Origin of the sequence: Streptomyces sp. 2-1 (assembly GCF_048564895.1) — a bacterium.
Classification (GTDB): Bacteria; Actinomycetota; Actinomycetes; order Streptomycetales; family Streptomycetaceae; genus Streptomyces; species Streptomyces phaeochromogenes.
Genome location: NZ_CP183383.1, coordinates 2,850,712 through 2,873,651, shown reverse-complemented (window position 1 = coordinate 2,873,651; position 22,940 = coordinate 2,850,712). Strand labels below are relative to the sequence as shown.

Annotated in this window: 16 protein-coding genes, 3 rRNA genes and 2 pseudogenes; 14 read left to right on the top strand and 7 right to left on the bottom strand. The window is 67.2% G+C overall.

Features of this window, described 5'->3' with window-relative positions:
* Positions 1-70: 70 nt before the first annotated feature.
* Together ACN20J_RS12610 and ACN20J_RS12605 are read right to left on the bottom strand one after the other, a co-directional pair.
* Positions 71-1,261, bottom strand: coding sequence for an S-adenosylmethionine:tRNA ribosyltransferase-isomerase (locus tag ACN20J_RS12610; RefSeq protein ID WP_419665899.1), 1,191 nt, complete (start codon positions 1,259-1,261; stop codon positions 71-73).
* On the bottom strand, positions 1,258-1,953 hold the full coding sequence (locus ACN20J_RS12605) for an SDR family NAD(P)-dependent oxidoreductase (RefSeq protein WP_189840625.1): 696 nt from the start codon (positions 1,951-1,953) through the stop codon (positions 1,258-1,260). The genes ACN20J_RS12610 and ACN20J_RS12605 overlap by 4 nt, the downstream gene beginning before the upstream one ends.
* Positions 1,954-2,140: 187 nt before the next feature.
* Between ACN20J_RS12605 and ACN20J_RS12600 the strand changes: the two genes are divergently transcribed.
* The 3 genes from ACN20J_RS12600 to ACN20J_RS12590 all read left to right on the top strand — a co-directional run bounded on the left by ACN20J_RS12600 (position 2,141) and on the right by ACN20J_RS12590 (position 4,392).
* Complete coding sequence (locus ACN20J_RS12600) at positions 2,141-3,319, top strand: GAF domain-containing sensor histidine kinase (RefSeq protein WP_419665898.1); 1,179 nt, start codon at positions 2,141-2,143, stop codon at positions 3,317-3,319.
* Positions 3,312-3,953: a response regulator gene (locus tag ACN20J_RS12595; RefSeq protein ID WP_189840627.1), complete on the top strand. Its 642-nt coding sequence runs from the start codon at positions 3,312-3,314 to the stop codon at positions 3,951-3,953. Before ACN20J_RS12600 ends, ACN20J_RS12595 begins: the two co-directional genes overlap by 8 nt.
* Before the next feature lie 196 nt (positions 3,954-4,149).
* Complete coding sequence (locus tag ACN20J_RS12590; protein ID WP_189840628.1) at positions 4,150-4,392, top strand: chaplin; 243 nt, start codon at positions 4,150-4,152, stop codon at positions 4,390-4,392.
* A gap of 226 nt (positions 4,393-4,618) precedes the next feature.
* On the opposite strand, the gene ACN20J_RS12585 is transcribed toward ACN20J_RS12590, so the two are convergent.
* Positions 4,619-5,407, bottom strand: a complete 789-nt coding sequence (locus ACN20J_RS12585; RefSeq protein ID WP_189840629.1) for a hypothetical protein — start codon at positions 5,405-5,407, stop codon at positions 4,619-4,621.
* A 104-nt stretch (positions 5,408-5,511) separates the two neighbouring features.
* On the opposite strand from ACN20J_RS12585, the pseudogene ACN20J_RS12580 reads away from it, so the two are divergent.
* The 3 genes and pseudogenes from ACN20J_RS12580 to ACN20J_RS12570 form a co-directional block, all read left to right on the top strand.
* Positions 5,512-6,054, top strand: a pseudogene (locus tag ACN20J_RS12580) (ABC transporter ATP-binding protein); the annotation flags it as partial.
* Positions 6,055-6,393: 339 nt separating this feature from the next.
* Positions 6,394-6,825 carry an NfeD family protein gene (locus ACN20J_RS12575; protein ID WP_361899686.1) on the top strand — a complete coding sequence of 144 codons (432 nt, stop codon included), beginning with the start codon at positions 6,394-6,396 and terminating at the stop codon, positions 6,823-6,825.
* A gap of 129 nt (positions 6,826-6,954) precedes the next feature.
* Positions 6,955-7,905, top strand: coding sequence for an SPFH domain-containing protein (locus ACN20J_RS12570; protein WP_189840632.1), 951 nt, complete (start codon positions 6,955-6,957; stop codon positions 7,903-7,905).
* A 240-nt stretch (positions 7,906-8,145) separates the two neighbouring features.
* On the opposite strand, the gene ACN20J_RS12565 is transcribed toward ACN20J_RS12570, so the two are convergent.
* The 3 genes from ACN20J_RS12565 to ACN20J_RS12555 all read right to left on the bottom strand — a co-directional run bounded on the left by ACN20J_RS12565 (position 8,146) and on the right by ACN20J_RS12555 (position 10,173).
* On the bottom strand, positions 8,146-8,652 hold the full coding sequence (locus tag ACN20J_RS12565) for an HNH endonuclease (RefSeq protein ID WP_055615424.1): 507 nt from the start codon (positions 8,650-8,652) through the stop codon (positions 8,146-8,148).
* Between the two features lie 145 nt (positions 8,653-8,797).
* A complete protein-coding gene (locus ACN20J_RS12560) occupies positions 8,798-9,337 on the bottom strand; it encodes a YbhB/YbcL family Raf kinase inhibitor-like protein (protein WP_361899681.1) in 540 nt (179 codons plus the stop codon).
* A 50-nt stretch (positions 9,338-9,387) separates the two neighbouring features.
* Positions 9,388-10,173 carry a sporulation protein gene (locus tag ACN20J_RS12555; RefSeq protein WP_055615426.1) on the bottom strand — a complete coding sequence of 262 codons (786 nt, stop codon included), beginning with the start codon at positions 10,171-10,173 and terminating at the stop codon, positions 9,388-9,390.
* A gap of 167 nt (positions 10,174-10,340) precedes the next feature.
* Between ACN20J_RS12555 and ACN20J_RS12550 the strand changes: the two genes are divergently transcribed.
* The 6 genes and pseudogenes from ACN20J_RS12550 to ACN20J_RS12525 all read left to right on the top strand — a co-directional run bounded on the left by ACN20J_RS12550 (position 10,341) and on the right by ACN20J_RS12525 (position 19,212).
* Positions 10,341-10,982 (top strand): DNA-3-methyladenine glycosylase, encoded by a 642-nt coding sequence (locus ACN20J_RS12550; protein ID WP_189840634.1) that lies wholly within the window; start codon positions 10,341-10,343, stop codon positions 10,980-10,982.
* Positions 10,983-11,522: 540 nt separating this feature from the next.
* Positions 11,523-13,050: ribosomal RNA gene (locus tag ACN20J_RS12545) — 16S ribosomal RNA — on the top strand.
* A 312-nt stretch (positions 13,051-13,362) separates the two neighbouring features.
* Positions 13,363-16,486: ribosomal RNA gene (locus ACN20J_RS12540) — 23S ribosomal RNA — on the top strand.
* A 106-nt stretch (positions 16,487-16,592) separates the two neighbouring features.
* Positions 16,593-16,709, top strand: a 5S ribosomal RNA gene (gene rrf / locus ACN20J_RS12535).
* The 16S, 23S and 5S rRNA genes sit together here, the layout of an rRNA operon.
* A 124-nt stretch (positions 16,710-16,833) precedes the next feature.
* Positions 16,834-17,997 (top strand): annotated as a pseudogene (locus ACN20J_RS12530) (hypothetical protein); the annotation flags it as partial.
* A gap of 342 nt (positions 17,998-18,339) precedes the next feature.
* The gene (locus ACN20J_RS12525; RefSeq protein ID WP_419668873.1) at positions 18,340-19,212 is read left to right on the top strand and encodes a hypothetical protein; all 873 of its coding nucleotides are present in this window, start codon (positions 18,340-18,342) and stop codon (positions 19,210-19,212) included.
* 84 nt (positions 19,213-19,296) lie between these two features.
* Here ACN20J_RS12525 and ACN20J_RS12520 read toward each other — a convergent pair whose 3' ends face one another.
* On the bottom strand, positions 19,297-20,586 hold the full coding sequence (locus tag ACN20J_RS12520; RefSeq protein WP_361996903.1) for a DUF1015 domain-containing protein: 1,290 nt from the start codon (positions 20,584-20,586) through the stop codon (positions 19,297-19,299).
* Positions 20,587-20,658: 72 nt separating this feature from the next.
* On the opposite strand from ACN20J_RS12520, the gene ACN20J_RS12515 reads away from it, so the two are divergent.
* Together ACN20J_RS12515 and ACN20J_RS12510 are read left to right on the top strand one after the other, a co-directional pair.
* Complete coding sequence (locus ACN20J_RS12515; protein WP_419665897.1) at positions 20,659-21,687, top strand: HAD hydrolase-like protein; 1,029 nt, start codon at positions 20,659-20,661, stop codon at positions 21,685-21,687.
* A 138-nt stretch (positions 21,688-21,825) separates the two neighbouring features.
* On the top strand, positions 21,826-22,869 hold the full coding sequence (locus ACN20J_RS12510) for a FecCD family ABC transporter permease (protein WP_190229479.1): 1,044 nt from the start codon (positions 21,826-21,828) through the stop codon (positions 22,867-22,869).
* Positions 22,870-22,940 lie beyond the last annotated feature (71 nt).

Below are 22,940 nucleotides of genomic sequence, written 5' to 3'. Positions count from 1 at the left end.
TTTGTCTCCTAAGTCCCTTCGTACGTGATGTGCGTCCTATGTGCGGGCTCACACCGACCTCGGTCCGCTCTCACCGGCAGTTGCTTGAGCAATGCTCTGTGTGAGGGGCCTCCTCCGGGAGGATGAGGTGCACGTCGCCGAACTCGTGCCACAGGTAGCGCCCCCGCAGTGCCGCGTCGTACCCACGGTCGATGGCGGCCCGCCCCGCGACCGCCTCCAGCATCAGCAGATGCGAGGCCTCGGGCTCGTGCAGCCCGGTGAGCAGCCCGTCGACGACCCGCACCCCGCGCTCCGGGGTCACCACGAGGTCGGTCCAGCCCTCGGCGGCCCGCACCACCCCGTCGGCACCGGTCGCCGACTCCACCGCCCGTACGGCCGTGGTCCCCACCGCGACGACCCTCCCGTCTCCGGCCCTGGCCGCGTTGATCAGCCGCGCCGAGGTCTCCGGCACCGCGAAGCGCTCCGGATACGGCGGCTCGTGCGCCTCGGCCGAAGCGACCCCGGTGTGCAGCGTGACGGGCGCGAACTGCACACCCCGGCTCACCAGCGCCGCCACCAGCCGCGCGGTGAAGGGCCGAGCCGCGCTCGGCATCTCCGCGCTGCCCGCCCCGTCGGCGGCCGGCAGCGCGAACACCGTCTGGTACGCGGACAGCGGCTGGTCCCGCTCCGTATAGGAGTACCGAATGGGCCTCCCATGCCGACTCAGCAACCCCAGGACGTCGGCCTCCGCGCTGGGGACGTCAGCCCCCGGCCCCGGGCCATCCGGTTGCGACACCCGCCCGCCCGATTCCGAGAGCTGCCCGCCTGGTTCTGACACCCGTCCGCCCGGTTCCGACACCCGTCCCCACCACAGCCGCGGGCTCCGCCCCGTGAGGGGTTCCTCCAGGACGAGCCGTACGCCCCCGGGGAGACGCACCTCTGTCCCCGCGGGCCCACCCGCACGCGCGCGCGTGGTGCCCCTCCCGTCGGGATCCCGTACCTCCACGGCCCAGCGCCCGTCGTCGCCCCGCGTGGAGAAATGCACCACCACGCGCGCGTGCCCGATCCTCCCGTCCACCGCGGCAGCCAGCGTCGGTGACGTGTTCACGATGAGCAGGTCCCCGGCTCTCAGCAGAGACGGCAGCTCCGAGAACCCGTGATGCGACACTTCCGTACCGCGCGAGACGAGCAACCGCACCGCGTCACGGTCGAGCCCCTTGCCCCGCTGCTCGGCGGGCACCCGGGCCGACAGCTCCTCCGGCACCCGAAGGGCCGTCGTCATCGCTGCTCCAGCAGCGCCGGCGCCCCGAAACGCCCGCTGGCCGGACGCCGGTCGATCAGCCGCAGAAAGGCGGGCACGACACGGGCCGGCTCCGGCCGTGGATCCTCGTCGTCCGGCACGGCCGCCGCGTACAGATCGGTGCCCATGTCGCCCGGGTCGACCGCCCAGACCCGCAGCCCGGGCTCCTCCTCCCCGAGCACCGCCGACAGATGGTCCAGCGCCGCCTTCGAGGCCCCGTAGCCGCCCCAGGTCTCGTACGCCTCGGCCGCGGCGTCCGAGCTGACATCGATCACCGCGCCCGCGGGGGACTCCCGCAGCAGCGGCAGCGCCTCCTGGATCAGACCGAGCGGCGCGACCACGTTGACCTCCAGGGCCCGCCGCAGCCCGTCCAGGGCCAGTGCGTCGAGACGTACGAGCGGTTCGGCGCCCAGTGCGCTCGCGTTGTTCACCAGGAGATCGACACCACCGAGCTCCCGCGCCGCCGCCACCAGACCGGCCCGGTGAGCACCGTCCGTGACATCCCCGGGCAGCGCCTCGACCCGTGTCCCGTACTTGGCGAGGGCGGCTGCCGTCTCCTGGAGGACTCCCGCCGTTCTGGCGTCGAGCACCAGATCCCAGCCGCGCTCCGCCAGGGCCTCGGCGAGCGCGCGGCCCAGCCCCTTCGAAGCCCCCGTGATGATCGCTACCGGCATGACGTCCGTCCCCTCGTCCCTTGGCCGCCGCTCCCGGCGACTGCCTCCAACGTAGGAACCGGACCGCCCCCGCCGCCTCGTGCGCGGGCCGCAATGCGCAGGGGCCCTTCGCCCTAGGCCCAGCGGCCTAGAGAGGGGCGCCACAGGTCGGATACGCGCTGTCACACCCCGCCGGTACCGTGAGGTCATGAGCAAAGGACCCCGGTCGGGCCTGTCCGCGGTGAGCACCGCGCTGCTGGCCATGAGCCGCCACCTGGAGGTGCGCGACGTCCTCAAGACGATCGTCGCCTCGGCCCGCGAACTGCTCGACGCGGAGTACGCGGCTCTGGGGGTCCCGGACGACCACGGAGGCTTCGCCCAGTTCGTCGTCGACGGCGTCAGCGACGCCCAGTGGAAGGCCATCGGCCCGCTCCCGCGCCAGCACGGCATCCTCGCCGCGATGCTGCACGAGGCCCGCCCCGAGCGCCTCGCCGACGTGCGCGAGGACCCCCGCTTCGAGGGCTGGCCCTCCGCCCACCCCGACATGTCCGACTTCCTGGGCCTGCCCATCCGGGACGGCGACGAGATCATGGGCGCCCTGTTCCTGGCGAACAAGCTGCGCCCTGCGGAGGGAAACCCTCCACACTCCCAGAGCCCCGAGGCGGAAGGCGGTTGCGGCTTCACCAAGGACGACGAGGAACTCCTCACCATCCTCGCCCAGCACGCCGCGATCGCCCTCACGAACGCCCGGCTGTACGAGCGCAGCCGCGAGCTCACCATCGCCGAGGAGCGCTCCCGCCTCGCCCACGAACTGCATGACGCCGTCAGCCAGAAGCTGTTCTCCCTGCGCCTCACCGCCCAGGCCGCCGCCGCCCTGGTCGACCGCGACCCGGCCCGCGCCAAGGGCGAACTCCAGCAGGTGGCCGCCCTCGCCGCCGAGGCCGCCGACGAACTGCGCGCTGCCGTCGTCGAGTTGCGCCCCGCGGCACTCGACGAGGACGGACTGGTCGCCACGCTGCGCACCCAGATACAGGTCCTCGACCGCGCCCACTCCGCACGCGTGACCTTCGACAGCTGCGGTGTCCGCGCACTGCCCGCGGCCCAGGAGGAGGCCATGCTGCGCGTCGCCCAGGAGGCGCTGCACAACGCGCTGCGGCACTCCGGCGCCGCCCGCGTCGACGTCACCCTGGAGCGGCACGGACCTGGCGCAGTCCTGCGCGTCACCGACGACGGCAGCGGATTCGAACCCAGGGCGACGCGCCGCGCGGGACGCCACCTCGGCCTGGTGTCCATGCGCGACCGGACCAACGGCGTCGCAGGCACGCTCACCGTGGAATCGGCGCCCGGAAAGGGCACCACGATCGAAATGGAGGTCCCTGGTGGCTGACGCAATCAAGGTGCTGCTCGTCGACGACCACCAAGTGGTCCGCCGGGGCCTGCGCACCTTCCTCGAAGTACAGGACGACATCGAGGTCGTGGGAGAGGCGTCCGACGGCGCCGAAGGAGTCGCCCGCGCCGAGGAGTTGAAGCCCGACGTCGTCCTCATGGACGTCAAGATGCCGGGCATGGACGGCGTGGAGGCCCTGCGCAGGCTCCGCGGACTCGACAACCCCGCGCGCGTGCTCATCGTCACCAGCTTCACCGAGCAGCGCACGGTGATCCCGGCCCTGCGCGCGGGCGCCGCCGGGTACGTCTACAAGGACGTGGATCCCGACGCCCTCGCCGGAGCCATCCGCTCGGTCCACGCCGGACACATCCTGCTCCAGCCCGAGGTGGCCGGCGCGCTGCTGTCCCAGGAGGAGACCAACTACGGACAGGGGAGAGGCAGTTCACTCACCGAGCGGGAGCGCGAGGTGCTCGGCCTGATCGCCGACGGCCGCTCCAACCGCGAGATCGCCCGCGCCCTCGTCCTCTCCGAGAAGACCGTCAAGACGCACGTCTCGAACATCCTGATGAAACTCGACCTCGCCGACCGAACACAGGCCGCCCTGTGGGCCGTACGCCATGGTGTGGCCGGCTGATGACCTGCTGATCCGCCCAATGGCGGCCTTCCGGACAGCACTACGGACGGCAACACGGAGGGTTCCGTTCCGGACTGAGATTCATACCGTCGTGGGAATGTCCCCCGGATGGCGCATCCTTCCGGGATCTCCGCCGTTCTCCAGTGCGTGCTGCGGCGCTTTGCCGCAGTGGTTCACAAGGAGAGGGCTCAAAGAAGTGAAGAACCTGAAGAAGGCCGCAGCCGTCACGATGGTGGCCGGTGGCCTGGTTGCCGCCGGTGCCGGTTTCGCCTCCGCCACCGATGCGCACGCCGACGGCAAGGCCATCGGCTCGCCGGGCGTCGCCTCGGGCAACCTCGTCCAGGTCCCGGTCCACGTCCCGGTGAACGCGGTCGGCAACACCGTGAACGTTGTCGGCATCCTGAACCCGGCGTTCGGCAACGACGGCTTCAACGGCTGACGTTCGCACCTCGGGTCACCACTGACCACCGGCCTTCCAGGCAAGCCTGGGGGGCCGGTCCGCTTTCCGGCCCACCCGATCCCATGGTTCGCCGGTGGCCGAGCGCGAGGTTCCCCGCACTCCTAAAGGCGGGCCCGGTCTTTTAGGGGCGCGGGGAACTGCGCACTCAGCCACGACTCACCCGCAGCCGCCGAACAACACTCCCCGCGGAGTCAGTGGGCGCAGCTCAGCGAGCCCCGCGTTCCCGCTCCTCCACAAACGCGTTGAACGCCGCCACCTGAGCCCGCCGAGCCGTCCGCTCGACCGGCCGCAGCGCCTCGGAGCGCGCGGCCATCTCGGACGCGCTCACAGCCCCACCGTGCCCGTTCTCGACGGCGACGGAGATGAGCAGCCCGACCCGCTGGGCCAGCTCCAACACCCGTACCGCACGCGGCGGATACCCGGGGGCGAGCACCTCACGCCCCCGCTCGGCCCGAGCCCGGTACGCGTCGATCGCCGCCTCGGCGACCGGACCGGACCCGGCGACATCGAGCCGCGACAACAGCTCCGTGGCATCGCGCAGCGCCTCCGCGAGCTCCCGCTCCGCCTCGCCGAGGGACGGCACATCGGCCGGCGGCGCCTCCCGCACGGGCAGACAGTGCCAGACGACCTCCACATGAACATCACCCTCGGGCCCGGCCTCGTACACCTCCGGTACGAGCCCCAGCGCGGCCCCGTGACAGACCACCGCCTCCTCGGCATCGAGGGCGCGGGCATTGAAGTCGGGCGGTCCGCTCAACCCGAGCGGATGCCCGGGCGCGGGCAGCGCGACCCGCAGACCGGTCACCCCGAGCGTGCGCAGCCGCCCGAGGGCGAGGGTGAGTCCGACGGGCGCGGTCTCACCGGGCAGCCCCTCGACCCGGTGCACCGCGTCCTCGCCGACGATGGCGACGACCGCGTCGTCCGGAGAGGCAAAACCGGCCAACAGGGCATTTCCCCATGCCGCCAGCCGTCCTGAGCGTGGTTCCGAATGCATGGCTCCCACCCTAAGGACCGGCCGATGGATTGGACGGGTCGACCGGTGGCGTAGGTTTTCCCTGGGGGCTGCGTCCACAGACGTCAGCGACGGCCGAGACTGCAATGGGAGACAGCGCGCTCATGAGCGATGTTCTGGAGCTTGAGGACGTATCCGTGGTCCGAGAGGGCCGGGCTCTGGTGGACCAGGTCTCCTGGTCGGTCAAGGAAGGCGAGCGCTGGGTCATCCTCGGTCCCAACGGCGCCGGAAAAACGACCCTTCTGAACCTCGCCTCCAGCTACCTCTACCCCAGCCAGGGCACCGCCACCATCCTCGGCGAGACCCTCGGCAAGGTCGACGTCTTCGAGCTGCGCCCGCGCATCGGCATGGCCGGCATCGCCATGGCGGAGAAGCTCCCCAAGCGCCAGACCGTCCTGCAGACGGTCCTCACCGCCGCCTACGGCATGACGGCCGGCTGGCACGAGGACTACGAGGACGTCGACGAGCAGCGCGCCCGCGCCTTCCTCGACCGCCTCGGCATGACCGAGTTCGTCGACCGCAAGTTCGGCACGCTCTCCGAGGGCGAGCGCAAGCGCACCCTCATCGCCCGCGCGCTGATGACCGACCCCGAGCTCCTCCTCCTCGACGAGCCCGCCGCCGGTCTCGACCTCGGTGGCCGCGAGGACCTCGTACGCCGCCTCGGCCGCCTCGCCCGCGACCCGATCGCCCCCTCCATGCTCATGGTCACGCACCACGTCGAGGAGATCGCCCCGGGCTTCACCCATGTCCTGATGATCCGTCAGGGCAAGGTGCTCGCCGCCGGCCCCCTGGAGCTCGAACTCACCTCGCGCAACCTGTCGTTGTGCTTCGGCCTCCCGCTCGTCGTCGAACAGATCGGTGAGCGCTGGACCGCGCAGGGCCTGCCGATGTCCTGACACCCAGGAACACCTGCCCCAACTTGATCGGCGCCCTGTCGGGGACAGGACCCGCGGACCTACCATGACCACGTGGACGACATCGACGCATGGGTGTGGTGGCTGATCGCCGCGGTCGGGCTCGGAATCCCGCTCGTCGTGACCGCGATGCCGGAGTTCGGAATGCTCGCCGTCGGCGCCGTCGCGGGCGCCGTGACCGCGGGGCTCGGAGGCGGTGTGGTCCTCCAGGTAGTGGTCTTCGCCGCCGTCTCGGTGGCGCTCATCGCGGTCGTACGCCCCGTCGCCGCCCGACATCGCTCCCAACGGCCCCAACTCGCCACAGGAATCGACGCCTTGAAGGGCAAACAGGCCGTCGTCCTGGAGAGAGTCGACGGTTCGGGTGGCCGGATCAAGCTCGCCGGAGAGGTCTGGTCCGCGCGCGCCCTCGACACCGGACGCGCCTACGAAGTAGGCCAAGAGGTGGACGTCGTGGAGATCGAAGGGGCCACGGCCATCGTCATGTGACTCCGTGGCGTCCAGTGAACGGAACGTCGCACGTGGCGAGTTGTGGTCTGACACACTCGTCCAGCAAGATCTTCGACAATCACAAGATCTTCCGGAAGCACCTAGGCGGAGAAGGGTACGGGGACCACGATGGAACCGATCATCATCGTCCTGATCATTCTGGTGGTGTTGGTCTTCATCGCATTGATCAAGACCATCCAGGTGATCCCACAGGCCAGCGCGGCCATCGTCGAGCGGTTCGGCCGCTACACGCGCACGCTCAACGCCGGCCTCAACATCGTCGTCCCGTTCATCGACTCCATCCGCAACCGCATCGACCTCCGTGAACAGGTCGTTCCGTTCCCGCCCCAGCCGGTGATCACCCAGGACAACCTGGTCGTGAACATCGACACCGTCATCTACTACCAGGTGACCGACGCCCGCGCCGCCACGTACGAGGTCGCCAGCTACATCCAGGCGATCGAGCAGCTCACCGTCACCACGCTCCGCAACATCATCGGTGGCATGGACCTGGAGCGGACCCTGACCTCCCGCGAGGAGATCAACGCGGCCCTGCGCGGCGTCCTCGACGAGGCCACCGGCAAGTGGGGCATCCGCGTCAACCGCGTCGAGCTCAAGGCCATCGAGCCGCCCACCTCCATCCAGGACTCGATGGAGAAGCAGATGCGCGCCGACCGTGACAAGCGCGCCGCGATCCTGACCGCCGAAGGTATCCGCCAGTCGCAGATCCTCACCGCCGAGGGTGAGAAGCAGTCCGCGATCCTGCGCGCCGAAGGTGAGGCAAGGGCCGCCGCACTGCGCGCCGAGGGCGAGGCCCAGGCCATCCGTACGGTCTTCGAGTCCATCCACGCCGGAGACGCGGACCAGAAGCTCCTCGCCTACCAGTACCTCCAGATGCTCCCGAAGATCGCCGAAGGCGACGCCAACAAGCTCTGGATCGTCCCCAGCGAGATCGGCGACGCCCTCAAGGGCCTCAGCGGCGCCATGGGCAACTTCGGCCCGATGGGCGGCATGGGCGGAGGCGGCGGCCAGGGCAACCAGCCCACAGAACGCCGAGAAAAGCCGTCGGTCACCGACTGACCAGCACACAAGAGGGGGCTCGCGTCACAGGACGCGAGCCCCCTTTCTTGTTCCGGGCCGCGGGAGCAGCCAGTCTTCCTTGAGGCGCGAGGAACGGCCTGCTGGGGCGCGGGGAACGGCGCATCTTTTAGGGGCGCGGGGAACTGCGCAATCTTTTAAGGGGCGCGGGGAACTGCGCACCGAGCCACGACCCACCCGCACCCACCAACGAACCCGCACACCCCGGCCAGGGCGAAGCGCCTACGCCGCCGGCTGCGCAAGCCACTCAGGCAAAGCCTCAAGATCATCGCGCCCCAGCGCGAGCAACATCGCATCGGCAGGCGTCGGCTCGAACGGCTGCCGCAACAGCGGCATCCCCGCCTGATCCGGCGTACGCGCGGCCTTGCGGTGGTTGTCCTCCGCGCACGAGGCAACCGTGTTCAGCCAGGAGTCCTGACCACCCTGCGCCCGAGGCACGACATGGTCCACGGTCGTCGCCCGACGACCGCAGTACGCGCACCTGTGCCGGTCACGCACCAGCACACCCCGCCTCGACCACGGCGCTTGTCTTCGGAACGGCACCCGTACATAGCGGCACAGCCTGATCACCCGGGGCGCCGGTATATCGAGCGCGGCTCCGCGCATACGCAGTTCGGGGTGGGCCTGCTCGACAACGGCCTTGTCCTGCAGCACCAGAACGACGGCCCGATTCAACGTCACCGTCGACAGCGGCTCAAAGCTCGCATTCAGCACCAGCGTGTCCCGCATCAAGCCCACCTCCCATGCGCACCGGCCCACCGCCTGGCGGGCTTGGATCAACTCTGGCCGGGCACGCCGAGATGGACAACGCAATAAAAACTGCCCGCCCCTGATCAATTCCATGACCAGGGGCGGGCAAACGTTCAGTGAACGCTCAGCTGTCCGCGGGAGCCGCGTACTCGGCGATGACCTGCGCCCTCGCCAGCGTGTGGAACCGGAGATTGAAGCCCACGACAGCCGGGGAGGCGTCCGAGTCGGGACCGAGCTTCTCCTGGTCCACCGCGTACACCGTGAACACGTACCGGTGCGCCGGGTCCCCGGCAGGCGGCGCGGCGCCGCCGAAGTCCTTCGACCCGTAGTCGTTGCGCGCCTGCACGGCGCCCTCGGGCAGACCCTCGAACTTCCCCGTGCCGGCGCCCGTCGGCAGTTCCGCCACCGAGGCCGGAATGTCGAACACGACCCAGTGCCAGAAGCCGCTCCCCGTAGGGGCGTCCGGGTCGAAGCACGTCACGGCGAAACTCTTGGTCTCCGGCGGGAAGCCGTCCCAGCGCAGCTGCGGCGAAATGTTCCCGGCCGCGTAGACCTGAGCGTCCTTCAGCGTCGCGCCCGGCTCGACGTCCTCACTCGTGACCGTGAACGACGGCACGACGGGATGGAAGTCATGGGGAAGCGGCGCCCTCTTGGGCTCGGTCACCTCGGCACCTCCTGATCGGTTCCTGATCCTTGGAAACTCTCGCCCCGAGCCTAGAACCAGTTCCGCTTGCTACCGACCTCGGACAGCCACTGGTTGAGATAGGCGGTCCAGTCGGTCCCCTGGAAGTCGTTGAGCCCCACCTTGAAGGAGCGGAACGTGTCGCTGCCCTCACTGAAGAGACCCGGCTTCTTGTCCATCTCCAGTACGACGTCCATCTCACGGTCGTCCGCGACGAAGCTGAGCTCGACCTGGTTGAGACCGCGGTACTGCTGCGGCGGGAAGAACTCGATCTCCTGGTAGAAGGGCAGCTTCTGCCGCGTACCCCGGATGTGGCCGCGCTCCAGGTCCGCGTTCTTGAAGCGGAAGCCCAGCTGGATGAACGCGTCCAGCAGCGCCTGCTGCGCCGGCAGCGGGTGCACGCTGATCGGGTCCAGGTCACCGGAGTCCACCGCGCGCGCGATCTCCAGCTCCGTGGTCACACCGACGTTCATCCCGCGCAGCGGCTGCCCGGAGATGGTCGTGATCGGCGTCTCCCACGGGATCTCGAGCCCGAACGGCACCGCGTGCACTCCGCCCGCCTGCAGCTCGAAGGCACCACCGAGCCGCAGCTTCGTGAACTCGACGTCCTGCTTGTACTCCTGGTCGTCATGGCCCTCGACCTCGACCCGGGCCTGGAGACCGACCGACAGACCCTCGATCGCCTGGTTCACGGACCCGCCCTGGATCCGCACCTCACCCTGGACGACGCCGCCGGGTACGACGTTGACCTCGGTCAGCACCGTCTCGACCGAAGCCCCACCGGCCCCCAGGCTCGCGAGCAGCCGCTTGAACCCCATGTCTTTTCCTCCTCGGGCAACGCCCCGTTGTTGTTCTGTCCGGATCGGATCCTTGATCCATACAAACGCGATCCAGCCGTGTCCGGTTCCGCGCACTCACCCTGGCAAGACGCACGCTCCCTGACCACCCCGTACGCAGTCACACCTCTGTACTACGCTCGTACGCCATGATCGCGGCCCCTGACCGTACGCCCCTCACCCGGGAGTTCTTCGACCGACCCGTACTGGAGGTCGCCCCCGACCTTCTGGGGCGCGTGCTCGTACGCACCACCCCGGACGGTCCGATCGAACTCCGCCTCACGGAGGTCGAGGCGTACGACGGTCCGAACGATCCCGGCTCCCACGCCTATCGCGGCCGCACGGCCCGCAACGGCGTGATGTTCGGTCCGCCCGGGTACGTCTACGTCTACTTCACCTACGGCATGTGGCACTGCATGAACCTGGTGTGCGGCCCGGAGGACAGGGCGAGCGCGGTCCTGCTCCGCGCCGGCGAGATCACCGAGGGCGCCGAACTGGCTCGCAAACGTCGACTTTCGGCCCGAAATGACAGAGAACTGGCCAAAGGCCCGGCCCGCCTGGCCACGGCCCTGGGGATCGACCGGGCCCTCGACGGTACGGACGCGTGCGCCACCGAGGGTTCACCCCTGAGCCTTCTCACGGGCACCCCGGTGCCCTCCGACCAGGTACGCAACGGTCCACGCACCGGTGTGTCCGGCGACGGGGGAGTCCACCCGTGGCGCTTCTGGGCCGACAACGACCCGACGGTGAGCCCTTATCGGGCCCACACCCCCCGCCGTCGCCGAACTTGACTCTCCCCTGGGGGGTCCGTAATGTAGCCCGAGCCGCTGAACCGGGTACGGCGTTCAGTCAGCAGTCGGAAGCGGCCAACCCACTACCTACGACTTCCTCTGAGCGAGGGCGAATTCGGCGTGCCTGCATGCCTGAATTCAAGCTTGCGGAACTCGATTATGAGTTGCTGAGGGAATCGGCTAACGTAGTGAATGTCGAAAGGCCGCGAGGCCAAAAGGCAAATCCCACCGACTGGGAATCACGGCCCGAAAGGGTCTGATAGAGTCGGAAACGCAAGACCGAAGGGAAGCCCGGAGGAAAGCCCGAGAGGGTGAGTACAAAGGAAGCGTCCGTTCCTTGAGAACTCAACAGCGTGCCAAAAATCAACGCCAGATATGTTGATACCCCGTCCATCACTTCTTGTGGTGGGTGGAGGTTCCTTTGAAAAAGTCCTGCCGGGCATTGTTCCGGCAGGCGCACAGCGAGGACGCTGTGAACGACCGGGCTTATTCCGCCCGGTTGTTCCGCTCTCGTGGTGTCATCCCGATTACGGGAATACATTCACGGAGAGTTTGATCCTGGCTCAGGACGAACGCTGGCGGCGTGCTTAACACATGCAAGTCGAACGATGAAGCCCTTCGGGGTGGATTAGTGGCGAACGGGTGAGTAACACGTGGGCAATCTGCCCTTCACTCTGGGACAAGCCCTGGAAACGGGGTCTAATACCGGATAACACTCGCCGAGGCATCTCGGTGGGTTGAAAGCTCCGGCGGTGAAGGATGAGCCCGCGGCCTATCAGCTTGTTGGTGAGGTAGAAGCTCACCAAGGCGACGACGGGTAGCCGGCCTGAGAGGGCGACCGGCCACACTGGGACTGAGACACGGCCCAGACTCCTACGGGAGGCAGCAGTGGGGAATATTGCACAATGGGCGAAAGCCTGATGCAGCGACGCCGCGTGAGGGATGACGGCCTTCGGGTTGTAAACCTCTTTCAGCAGGGAAGAAGCGAAAGTGACGGTACCTGCAGAAGAAGCGCCGGCTAACTACGTGCCAGCAGCCGCGGTAATACGTAGGGCGCAAGCGTTGTCCGGAATTATTGGGCGTAAAGAGCTCGTAGGCGGTCTGTCACGTCGGATGTGAAAGCCCGGGGCTTAACCCCGGGTCTGCATTCGATACGGGCAGACTAGAGTGTGGTAGGGGAGATCGGAATTCCTGGTGTAGCGGTGAAATGCGCAGATATCAGGAGGAACACCGGTGGCGAAGGCGGATCTCTGGGCCATTACTGACGCTGAGGAGCGAAAGCGTGGGGAGCGAACAGGATTAGATACCCTGGTAGTCCACGCCGTAAACGGTGGGAACTAGGTGTTGGCGACATTCCACGTCGTCGGTGCCGCAGCTAACGCATTAAGTTCCCCGCCTGGGGAGTACGGCCGCAAGGCTAAAACTCAAAGGAATTGACGGGGGCCCGCACAAGCAGCGGAGCATGTGGCTTAATTCGACGCAACGCGAAGAACCTTACCAAGGCTTGACATCGCCCGGAAAGCATCAGAGATGGTGCCCCCCTTGTGGTCGGGTGACAGGTGGTGCATGGCTGTCGTCAGCTCGTGTCGTGAGATGTTGGGTTAAGTCCCGCAACGAGCGCAACCCTTGTTCTGTGTTGCCAGCATGCCCTTCGGGGTGATGGGGACTCACAGGAGACTGCCGGGGTCAACTCGGAGGAAGGTGGGGACGACGTCAAGTCATCATGCCCCTTATGTCTTGGGCTGCACACGTGCTACAATGGCAGGTACAATGAGCTGCGATGTCGCAAGGCGGAGCGAATCTCAAAAAGCCTGTCTCAGTTCGGATTGGGGTCTGCAACTCGACCCCATGAAGTCGGAGTTGCTAGTAATCGCAGATCAGCATTGCTGCGGTGAATACGTTCCCGGGCCTTGTACACACCGCCCGTCACGTCACGAAAGTCGGTAACACCCGAAGCCGGTGGCCCAACCCCCTTGTGGGGAGGGAGCTGTCGAAGGTGGGACTGGCGATTGGGACGAAGTCGTAACAAGGTAGCCGTACCGGAAGGTGCGGCTGGATCACCTCCTTTCTAAGGAGCACTTCTTACTCGGTTCGCCGGGTCAGAGGCCAGTACATCGGCGAATGTCTGATGCTGGTTGCTCATGGGTGGAACGTTGATTATTCGGCACTCTCAGTCATCTCGGGCTGCAAGTACTGTCCCTTTGGGGCGTGGAAAGCTGATCACGAGTGGCGAGGGTGTTGGGCACGCTGTTGGGTGTCTGAGGGTACGGACCTTGTGTCTGGATCTTCAGTGCCGGCCCCAGTGCACTCGGACTACTGGTTCGGGGTGATGGGTGGTTGGTCGTTGTTTGAGAACTGCACAGTGGACGCGAGCATCTGTGGCCAAGTTTTTAAGGGCGCACGGTGGATGCCTTGGTACCAGGAACCGATGAAGGACGTGGGAGGCCACGATAGTCCCCGGGGAGCCGTCAACCAGGCTTTGATCCGGGGGTTTCCGAATGGGGAAACCCGGCAGTCGTCATGGGCTGTCACCCACATCTGAACACATAGGGTGTGTGGAGGGAACGCGGGGAAGTGAAACATCTCAGTACCCGCAGGAAGAGAAAACAACCGTGATTCCGGGAGTAGTGGCGAGCGAAACCGGATGAGGCCAAACCGTATACGTGTGAGACCCGGCAGGGGTTGCGTGTACGGGGTTGTGGGATCTCTCTTTCACAGTCTGCCGGCTGTGAGACGAGTCAGAAACCGTTGGTGTAGGCGAAGGACATGCGAAAGGTCCGGCGTAGAGGGTAAGACCCCCGTAGTCGAAACATCAACGGCTCGTTTGAGAGACACCCAAGTAGCACGGGGCCCGAGAAATCCCGTGTGAATCTGGCGGGACCACCCGCTAAGCCTAAATATTCCCTGGTGACCGATAGCGGATAGTACCGTGAGGGAATGGTGAAAAGTACCGCGGGAGCGGAGTGAAATAGTACCTGAAACCGTGTGCCTACAAGCCGTGGGAGCGTCGCTCATCAAGTTTACTTGGTGGGTCGTGACTGCGTGCCTTTTGAAGAATGAGCCTGCGAGTTTGCGGTGTGTTGCGAGGTTAACCCGTGTGGGGAAGCCGTAGCGAAAGCGAGTCCGAATAGGGCGGTTTAGTAGCGCGCTCAAGACCCGAAGCGGAGTGATCTAGCCATGGGCAGGTTGAAGCGGCTGTAAGAGGTCGTGGAGGACCGAACCCACCAGGGTTGAAAACCTGGGGGATGACCTGTGGTTAGGGGTGAAAGGCCAATCAAACTCCGTGATAGCTGGTTCTCCCCGAAATGCATTTAGGTGCAGCGTCGTGTGTTTCTTGCCGGAGGTAGAGCACTGGATAGGCGATGGGCCCTACCGGGTTACTGACCTTAGCCAAACTCCGAATGCCGGTAAGTGAGAGCACGGCAGTGAGACTGTGGGGGATAAGCTCCATGGTCGAGAGGGAAACAGCCCAGAGCATCGACTAAGGCCCCTAAGCGTACGCTAAGTGGGAAAGGATGTGGAGTCGCAGAGACAACCAGGAGGTTGGCTTAGAAGCAGCCACCCTTGAAAGAGTGCGTAATAGCTCACTGGTCTAGTGATTCCGCGCCGACAATGTAGCGGGGCTCAAGCGTACCGCCGAAGTCGTGTCATTTCAGCATTGAGGGCCAACGCCCGCTGGGATGGGTAGGGGAGCGTCGTGTGCCGGGTGAAGCCGCAGCGGAAGCTAGTGGTGGACGGTTCACGAGTGAGAATGCAGGCATGAGTAGCGATACACACGTGAGAAACGTGTGCGCCGATTGACTAAGGGTTCCTGGGTCAAGCTGATCTGCCCAGGGTAAGTCGGGACCTAAGGCGAGGCCGACAGGCGTAGTCGATGGATAACCGGTTGATATTCCGGTACCCGCTGTGAAGCGTCAAACATTGAACCAGGCGATGCTAAGTCCGTGAAGCCGCCCTGGAGCCTTCGGGCAAAGGGGAGTGGTGGAGCCGACGGACCAGACCTGTAGTAGGTGAGTGATGGGGTGACGCAGGAAGGTAGTCCAGCCCGGGCGGTGGTTGTCCCGGGGTAAGGGTGTAGGCCGTGTGATAGGTAAATCCGTCGCACATCAAGGCTGAGACCTGATGCCGAGCCGATTGTGGTGAAGTGGATGATCCTATGCTGTCGAGAAAAGCCTCTAGCGAGTTTCATGGCGGCCCGTACCCTAAACCGACTCAGGTGGTCAGGTAGAGAATACCGAGGCGTTCGGGTGAACTATGGTTAAGGAACTCGGCAAAATGCCCCCGTAACTTCGGGAGAAGGGGGGCCATCACCGGTGATAGCACTTGCTGCTTGAGCTGGGGGTGGCCGCAGAGACCAGCGAGAAGCGACTGTTTACTAAAAACACAGGTCCGTGCGAAGCCGTAAGGCGATGTATACGGACTGACGCCTGCCCGGTGCTGGAACGTTAAGGGGACCGGTTAGTGCACTTTCGGGTGTGCGAAGCTGAGAACTTAAGCGCCAGTAAACGGCGGTGGTAACTATAACCATCCTAAGGTAGCGAAATTCCTTGTCGGGTAAGTTCCGACCTGCACGAATGGCGTAACGACTTCTCGACTGTCTCAACCATAGGCCCGGTGAAATTGCACTACGAGTAAAGATGCTCGTTTCGCGCAGCAGGACGGAAAGACCCCGGGACCTTTACTACAGTTTGATATTGGTGTTCGGTTCGGCTTGTGTAGGATAGCTGGGAGACTTTGAAGCGGGCACGCCAGTGTCTGTGGAGTCGTCGTTGAAATACCAGTCTGGTCGTGCTGGATGTCTAACCTGGGTCCGTGATCCGGATCAGGGACAGTGTCTGATGGGTAGTTTAACTGGGGCGGTTGCCTCCTAAAGAGTAACGGAGGCGCCCAAAGGTTCCCTCAGCCTGGTTGGCAATCAGGTGTTGAGTGTAAGTGCACAAGGGAGCTTGACTGTGAGACCGACGGGTCGAGCAGGGACGAAAGTCGGGACTAGTGATCCGGCGGTGGCTTGTGGAAGCGCCGTCGCTCAACGGATAAAAGGTACCCCGGGGATAACAGGCTGATCTTCCCCAAGAGTCCATATCGACGGGATGGTTTGGCACCTCGATGTCGGCTCGTCGCATCCTGGGGCTGGAGTCGGTCCCAAGGGTTGGGCTGTTCGCCCATTAAAGCGGTACGCGAGCTGGGTTTAGAACGTCGTGAGACAGTTCGGTCCCTATCCGCTGTGCGCGTAGGAATATTGAGAAGGGCTGTCCCTAGTACGAGAGGACCGGGACGGACGAACCTCTGGTGTGCCAGTTGTCCTGCCAAGGGCATGGCTGGTTGGCTACGTTCGGGAGGGATAACCGCTGAAAGCATCTAAGCGGGAAGCCTGCTTCGAGATGAGTATTCCCACCAACTAGATTGGTTAAGGCTCCCAGTAGACGACTGGGTTGATAGGCCGGATGTGGAAGCCTCGTAAGGGGTGAAGCTGACTGGTACTAATAGGCCGAGGGCTTGTCCTCAGTTGCTCGCGTCCACTGTGTTAGTTCTGAGACAACGAACAGTTGTCGGCTTTTGAGCAGAACACCCAACTGAAAAGTGTGCTTGTTCGCTCGAAACCATTAGGGTTTCGGTGGCCATAGCGTGAGGGAAACGCCCGGTTACATTCCGAACCCGGAAGCTAAGCCTCACAGCGCCGATGGTACTGCAGGGGGGACCCTGTGGGAGAGTAGGACGCCGCCGAACAATATTTGGAGGACCTCTGGTCCCAGCGACTCGCTGGGACCAGAGGTCCTTTTTTGTTTTCCGAAGCGCGCTGGGTACCCGGCTGCGCGAGAATGACTTGCGGTACCGATGACAGGAGTCACCCATGTCCACCAACTCTCCCGACGAGCGACCGGAGCGCGACCAGCGACGCCGGGACAGTGGTGACCGGGGCGGGTACCGAGGGGGTCCGCGTCGCGACAACGACCGTGGCGGGAACGGTCGGCGTGACGACCGTCGCGATGACAACCGCGGCGCCGGCAGCAGTGGTGGCGGCGACCGTGGTGGCTTCCGCCGTGATGACAACCGTGGTGGTAGCGGCAGCGGTGGTAGCAGTGACCGTGGCGGCTTCCGTCGCGACGACAACCGCGGTGGCGGCAGTGGCGGCGGATTCCGCGGGCGCGACGACCGTGACCGTGGTGCTCGTCCGTCGTTCCGTCGTGATGACCGTCCCAGTGGGCCGAGCCGTGACGACCGTGACCGCGGTGGGTTCCGTCGGGACGATGACCGTGGTGGCCGTCCGGCGTTCCGCCGTGACGACGAGCGGGGCGGCCCGCGTCGCGACGACAACCGCAGCGGCAGTGGCGGCAGCGATCGTGGCGGCTTCCGTCGGGACGACAACCGCAGTGGTAGCAGCGGCGGCGATCGCGGTGGTTTCCGCCGTGACGACAGCCGTGGCGCCAGCAGCAGTGGTGGCGGTGACCGTGGCGGCTTCCGCCGTGACGACAACCGCGGTGGTAGCAGTGATCGTGGCGGATTCCGTCGCGATGACAGCCGTGGTGGCCCTCGGCGTGATGGTGACCGTCCGCCCTTCCGGCGTGACGACCGTCGTGATGACAACCGTAGCGGCAGCAGCAGTGGCGGCGACCGTGGTGGCTTCCGGCGTGACGACAACCGCGGTGGCGGTGGCGACCGTGGCGGGTTCAGGCGCGATGGTGATCGTCCGGCGTTCCGCCGTGACGACCGTCGGGATGACGACCGTGGTGGTCGTCCGCCGTTCCGGCGTGATGACCGTCCCAGTGGGCCGAGCCGTGACGACCGTGACCGCGGTGGGTTCCGTCGGGACGATGACCGTGGAGGACGTCCGGCGTTCCGCCGTGACGACGAGCGAGGCGCCCCGCGTCGCGACGACAACCGCAGCGGTGGCGGCGATCGCGGTGGCTTCCGCCGTGACGACCGTCGCGATGACAACCGTGGCGCCGGCAGCAGTGGTGGCGGCGACCGTGGTGGCTTCCGTCGCGACGACCGCAGGGACGACCGTCGCGACGGTGACCGTACCGGTTACGTCCGTCGGGATGATCGGCGTGACGACCGCCGTGATGACAACCGTGGCGGCGGCAGCAGCAGTGGCGGTGACCGTGGCGGCTTCCGTCGGGACGACAACCGCGCTGGTGGTGGCGGTGGCGGGTTCCGTGGGCGGGATGACCGTGGTGGGCGAGGCGGCGACGACCGTCGTGGCGGACCGCGTCGCGATGACAGCCGTGGCCGTCCCGCCGGCGGTGGCGGCGGGTTCCGCGGGCGGGACGACCGTGGTGGACGGGGCGGCGACGACCGTCGTGGCGGCGGGCGCTTCCGTGACGAGCGGGACCGCGACCGTGAGCCGATCAAGCGGCTGCCGATCCCGGACGACGTCACGGGCGAGGAGATCGACAAGGACGTAAAGCAGGAGCTGCAGAGCCTGCCCAAGGGGCTCGCCGAGGACGTCTCCCGGAACCTGGTGATGGTGGCCAGGCTCATCGACGAGGACCCCGAGGGGGCGTACGGCTACTCCAGGGTCGCGCTGCGGCTGGCGTCGCGTGTCGCCGCCGTGCGCGAGGCGGCCGGCTTCGCCGCGTACGCGAGCCAGAAGTACAGCGAGGCGCTCGCCGAGTTCCGGGCCGCGCGGCGCATGACCGGCAACGTGGACCTGTGGCCCGTCATGGCGGACTGCGAGCGCGGTCTCGGGCGGCCCGAGAAGGCGCTCGACATGGCCGGGGCCCCCGAGGTTCAGAAGCTAGACAAGGCCGGCCAGGTCGAGATGCGGCTCGTGGCGGCCGGTGCGCGGCGGGACATGGACCAGCTCGACGCGGCCATCGTCACGCTGCAGAGCCCCGAGCTCGCCTCCAACTCGGTGCAGCCCTGGACCGCGCGGCTGCGTTACGCGTACGCCGACGCGCTGCTCGCGGCCGGGCGTGAGGGCGAGGCGCGTGAGTGGTTCGCCAAGGCCGTCGAGTCCGACAAGGACGGCAGCACGGACGCCTCGGACCGGCTCGCCGAGCTGGACGGTGTGGAGTTCGTCGACGCCCTCGTCGAAGACGACGGCGACACCGACACCGATAGCGACAGCGACGGGGATGTCGAGGTCGTGAACTCCGAGGCTCCGGAAGCGAAGTCAGCGCCGGAGGCGGAGTCGGAGCCCGCCGAGGACAGCATCGATGACGATGGCCAGGACGACGTCGATGACGTCGACGACTTGGACGGCGACGAGGACGACCTGAAGGGCTGACAGCCCCGCAGGAGTCGTACGAGGACTGCGTAGTACTACGAGTACATGGGCGGGATCCCCTCGGGGGTCCCGCCCATTCGTGTTTTAGGCGCCCAGGGTGCGCAGCACCAGGCCCGACGCCGGTTTCGGGCCGAACGATGTCGACTTGCGGGGCATGGTGACGCCCTGGCTCGCGAGGTCGCGTACGACCTCCTCGTGGACCGGGTGCATCAGGACGGCCGTGCCGCCGTCGCGTTCCGCCTTGGCGACCGTGGCGGCTGTGTCGTGGATGTAGGCGATGTGCTCCGGGACGTCGGGTATCTGCCAGACGTGGTCGAGGAGCGTGGCGTGCAGGACCGTCGCGTCGAGGGTGCGCCAGGTCTCGGGGCGGTCCGCCGGGATCGTACGGGCGAGCAGGTCCGGGGACGGGCGGTCGACGAGGTGGAAGGTGCCGTCGCCCGCAAGGAGGTATGCGTTTCCCTCGGTGGCTGCTAGGGAGAGGGCCTCCAGGGCCTTGGGGAGCGGGCCGTCGACCTGGCGTACGCGGAAGTCGTCGCCGAGGGCCGCCAGGGCGTCGGCCACCGGGAGGCGGTGCAGGAGGCGGTGGATCGCGCGGACGCGGAGTGGGTAGCGGGCGGTGTCGACGAGGAGTACCAGGCCGAAGTCCCAGGGGCTGGGGGAGGGATGCTCCGCGCGTAGACGCAAGTACGTCGCCCAGCGGTGGTGGCCGTCGGCGATGAGGGCCTGGCGGTGGGCCAGGTCTGTCCGGATCTCGGCCAGGTCCGCCGGGTCGGTCACGGCCCACAGGCGGTGGCTGAAGCCGTCCTCCGTGGTCGTGGACAGCAGGGGAGGGCGCTCGGCGGCGCGCTCCACGACGGCCGTCGTGCCTGAGGCGGTGCCGTTGCCGCGGTAGGTCAGCAGCAGGGGTTCGAGGTTCGCGGAGGTGGCGCGCATCAGGGCGGCGCGGTCCGCGACGACGTGCGGCATGACGTCCTCGTGGGGCAGGACCACGCCGTCCGACGCCTCCGACAGGCGCAGGGCGCCGATGATGCCCCGTTGCAGCATGCCGTCGCCGTGGCGTTGCTCGTAGACGTACAGACCCGGCTCGGAGTCCGTGGTCAGGACGCCCTCGGACAGCCAGCGGTGCAGGGTGTCCGCCGCCTGCTCGTTGCGGACGCTGGGCGTGGTGGCCTGGGGGAGGATCAGCCGGACGATGTTGTGCGGGTCCGCCGATTCGAGGTGGTGCAGACCGTCCGGCCGTACGACCACGTCGTACGGCGGGGACGTGACGGCGGAGAGGCTGCCGACCCGGTCGGGGTCGTAGCGCAGACCCCGGAACGGGGTCAGATCAAGGCCCATGCGTGCCGGTACGTCCGCGGGACCTGCAGTGTTCATTGGTGCATCGTAAGTGTGTCAGTGCCATGCGGGATGATCGGGGGAAAGGGATCGAACGAGGAGCGATGCGTAATGAGCCAGACCGTGAGGACGCGCCCCGAGGGCAGTGACCGGGCCCTGAGCGAGGCGTACGACACGGCACTGCTCGACCTGGACGGGGTGGTGTACGCGGGCGGGAACGCGATCGCGTACGCGGTCGACTCGCTCGGCACGGCCCGCGCGGGCGGAATGCGTCTCGCGTATGTGACGAACAACGCGCTGCGGACGCCCGACACCGTCGCCGCGCACCTCACGGAGCTGGGGATACCGACGGAGGAGTCGGACGTCATCACCTCGGCGCAGGCGGTGGCCCGGTTGATCAGCGAGCAGGTGCCCCAGGGGGCGCGCGTGCTGGTGATCGGCGGGGAGGGGCTGCGGGTCGCGCTGCGCGAGCGCGGGCTCGAACCGGTCGAGTCGGCCGAGGACGAGCCGGTGGCGGTCGTGCAGGGGTACGGCGGGCCCGATCTGTCGTGGGGCCGCTTCGCGGAAGCCTGTTACGCCATCGCGCGCGGGGTGCCGTGGTTCGCGTCCAACACCGATCTGACGATCCCCAGCGCGCGCGGGATCGCCCCGGGCAACGGCGCGGCCGTGGAGGTCGTACGGATCGCGACCGGCAGCGAGCCGCAGGTGGCGGGCAAGCCGTTGCCGCCGATGCACCGCGAGACGATCCTGCGGACCGGGGCCGAGCGGCCGTTGGTCGTCGGGGACCGGCTCGACACGGACATCGAAGGGGCGTTCAACGGCGAGGTGGACTCGCTGCTGGTGCTCACGGGCGTGACCGACGGGGCGCAGCTCCTCGCCGCGCCGCCGCAGCACCGGCCGACGTACGTCGACGCCGATCTGCGGGGCATGCTGACCGGGCAGCCGGAGGTCGTCGAGGCGGGCGAAGGGTTCCGCTGCGGGGGCTGGACGGCGACGGCAGGCACCGAGCGGCTGGAACTGGAGGGTGCGGGCGAGGCGATGGACGGGCTGCGGGCGCTGTGTGCCGCCGCCTGGACGGCTGCGGGGGACGCGGCGTGCGAGCTGGACGGGGGCAAGGCGCTGGCGCGGCTGGGGCTTTGAGCGCGGGCCCGGCGGATCCCGCGGGCCTTTCGGGCGGGGCCTTCGGCGGTGGCCCGGAGTGCGGCCTCAGGAGGGTGGTTGCGCAGGTCACGGCGTACGGGATCGTGACGCGTGGCGAGGGTAGGCTAACCTAACCGGGTGTTGGTCGACAGTCCCCCTGAACCGAGCGCGGAGACCGCCCCCGCGCCCCCAACCCGCCGGGCGATACGGGCCGCTGGGCTCTTCGTGTCCCTCGCCGTGCTGGTGCTCGTCGCCCTGGCGAGCATCGCGATCGGCGCAAAAGAGCTGTCGCTGGAGCAGGTCTGGCACGGTTTGTTCGAGGACTCGGGGACGTATGGCGACGTCGTGGTGGGCGAGCGGCTGTCGCGTACGGTCCTCGGGCTGCTCGTCGGCGCCGCGCTCGGCCTCTCCGGGGCGGTCCTCCAGGCGCTGACCCGCAACCCGCTCGCCGATCCGGGGCTGCTCGGCATCAACGCCGGCGCGTCCGCCGCGGTCGTCACGGCCATCACCTTCTTCGGTGTCACCTCGCTGAGCGGCTATGTGTGGTTCGCCTTCGCGGGGGCCGCCGTCGTCGGGGCGCTCGTCTACTTCCTCGGCGGCAGCCGGGGTGCCACGCCGGTGCGGCTCGCGCTCGCCGGTACCGCGATCAGCGCCGCGCTCTACGGCTATCTGCAGGCCGTGATGATCACCGACGAGGCCGCGCTCAGCAAGATGCGCTTCTGGACGGTCGGTTCGCTGGCCTCGGCCACGAACTCGACCATCGAGCAGGTGCTGCCGTTCCTCGTGGTCGGCACGGTTCTCGCGCTGGCCCTCGCCCGGCCGCTCAACGCCATGGCCATGGGCGACGACACCGCCCGCGCGCTCGGGGCGCACCTGAACCGCACCCGCGGTCTGTCCATGGCCGCCGCGACCGTGCTCTGCGGGGCCGCGACCGCCGCCTGCGGGCCGATCGTCTTCGTCGGGCTGATGGTTCCGCACGTCGTACGGTCCTTCACCGGGCCCGACCTGCGCTGGATCCTGCCGTACGCCACCGTGCTGTCGCCGGTGCTGCTGCTGGGCGCCGATGTGATCGGCCGGCTGGTCGCGCGGCCCGCGGAACTCCAGGTCGGCATCGTCACCGCGATCCTCGGCGGGCCGGTCTTCATCTTTCTCGTACGACGGCGGAGGACGGCGCAGCTGTGAAGCCCCCACGCAATCAGGCAGAACACGAGCAGAGCGGGCTCGATCAGGCAGGTCCAGCACGGGCCTTTCGG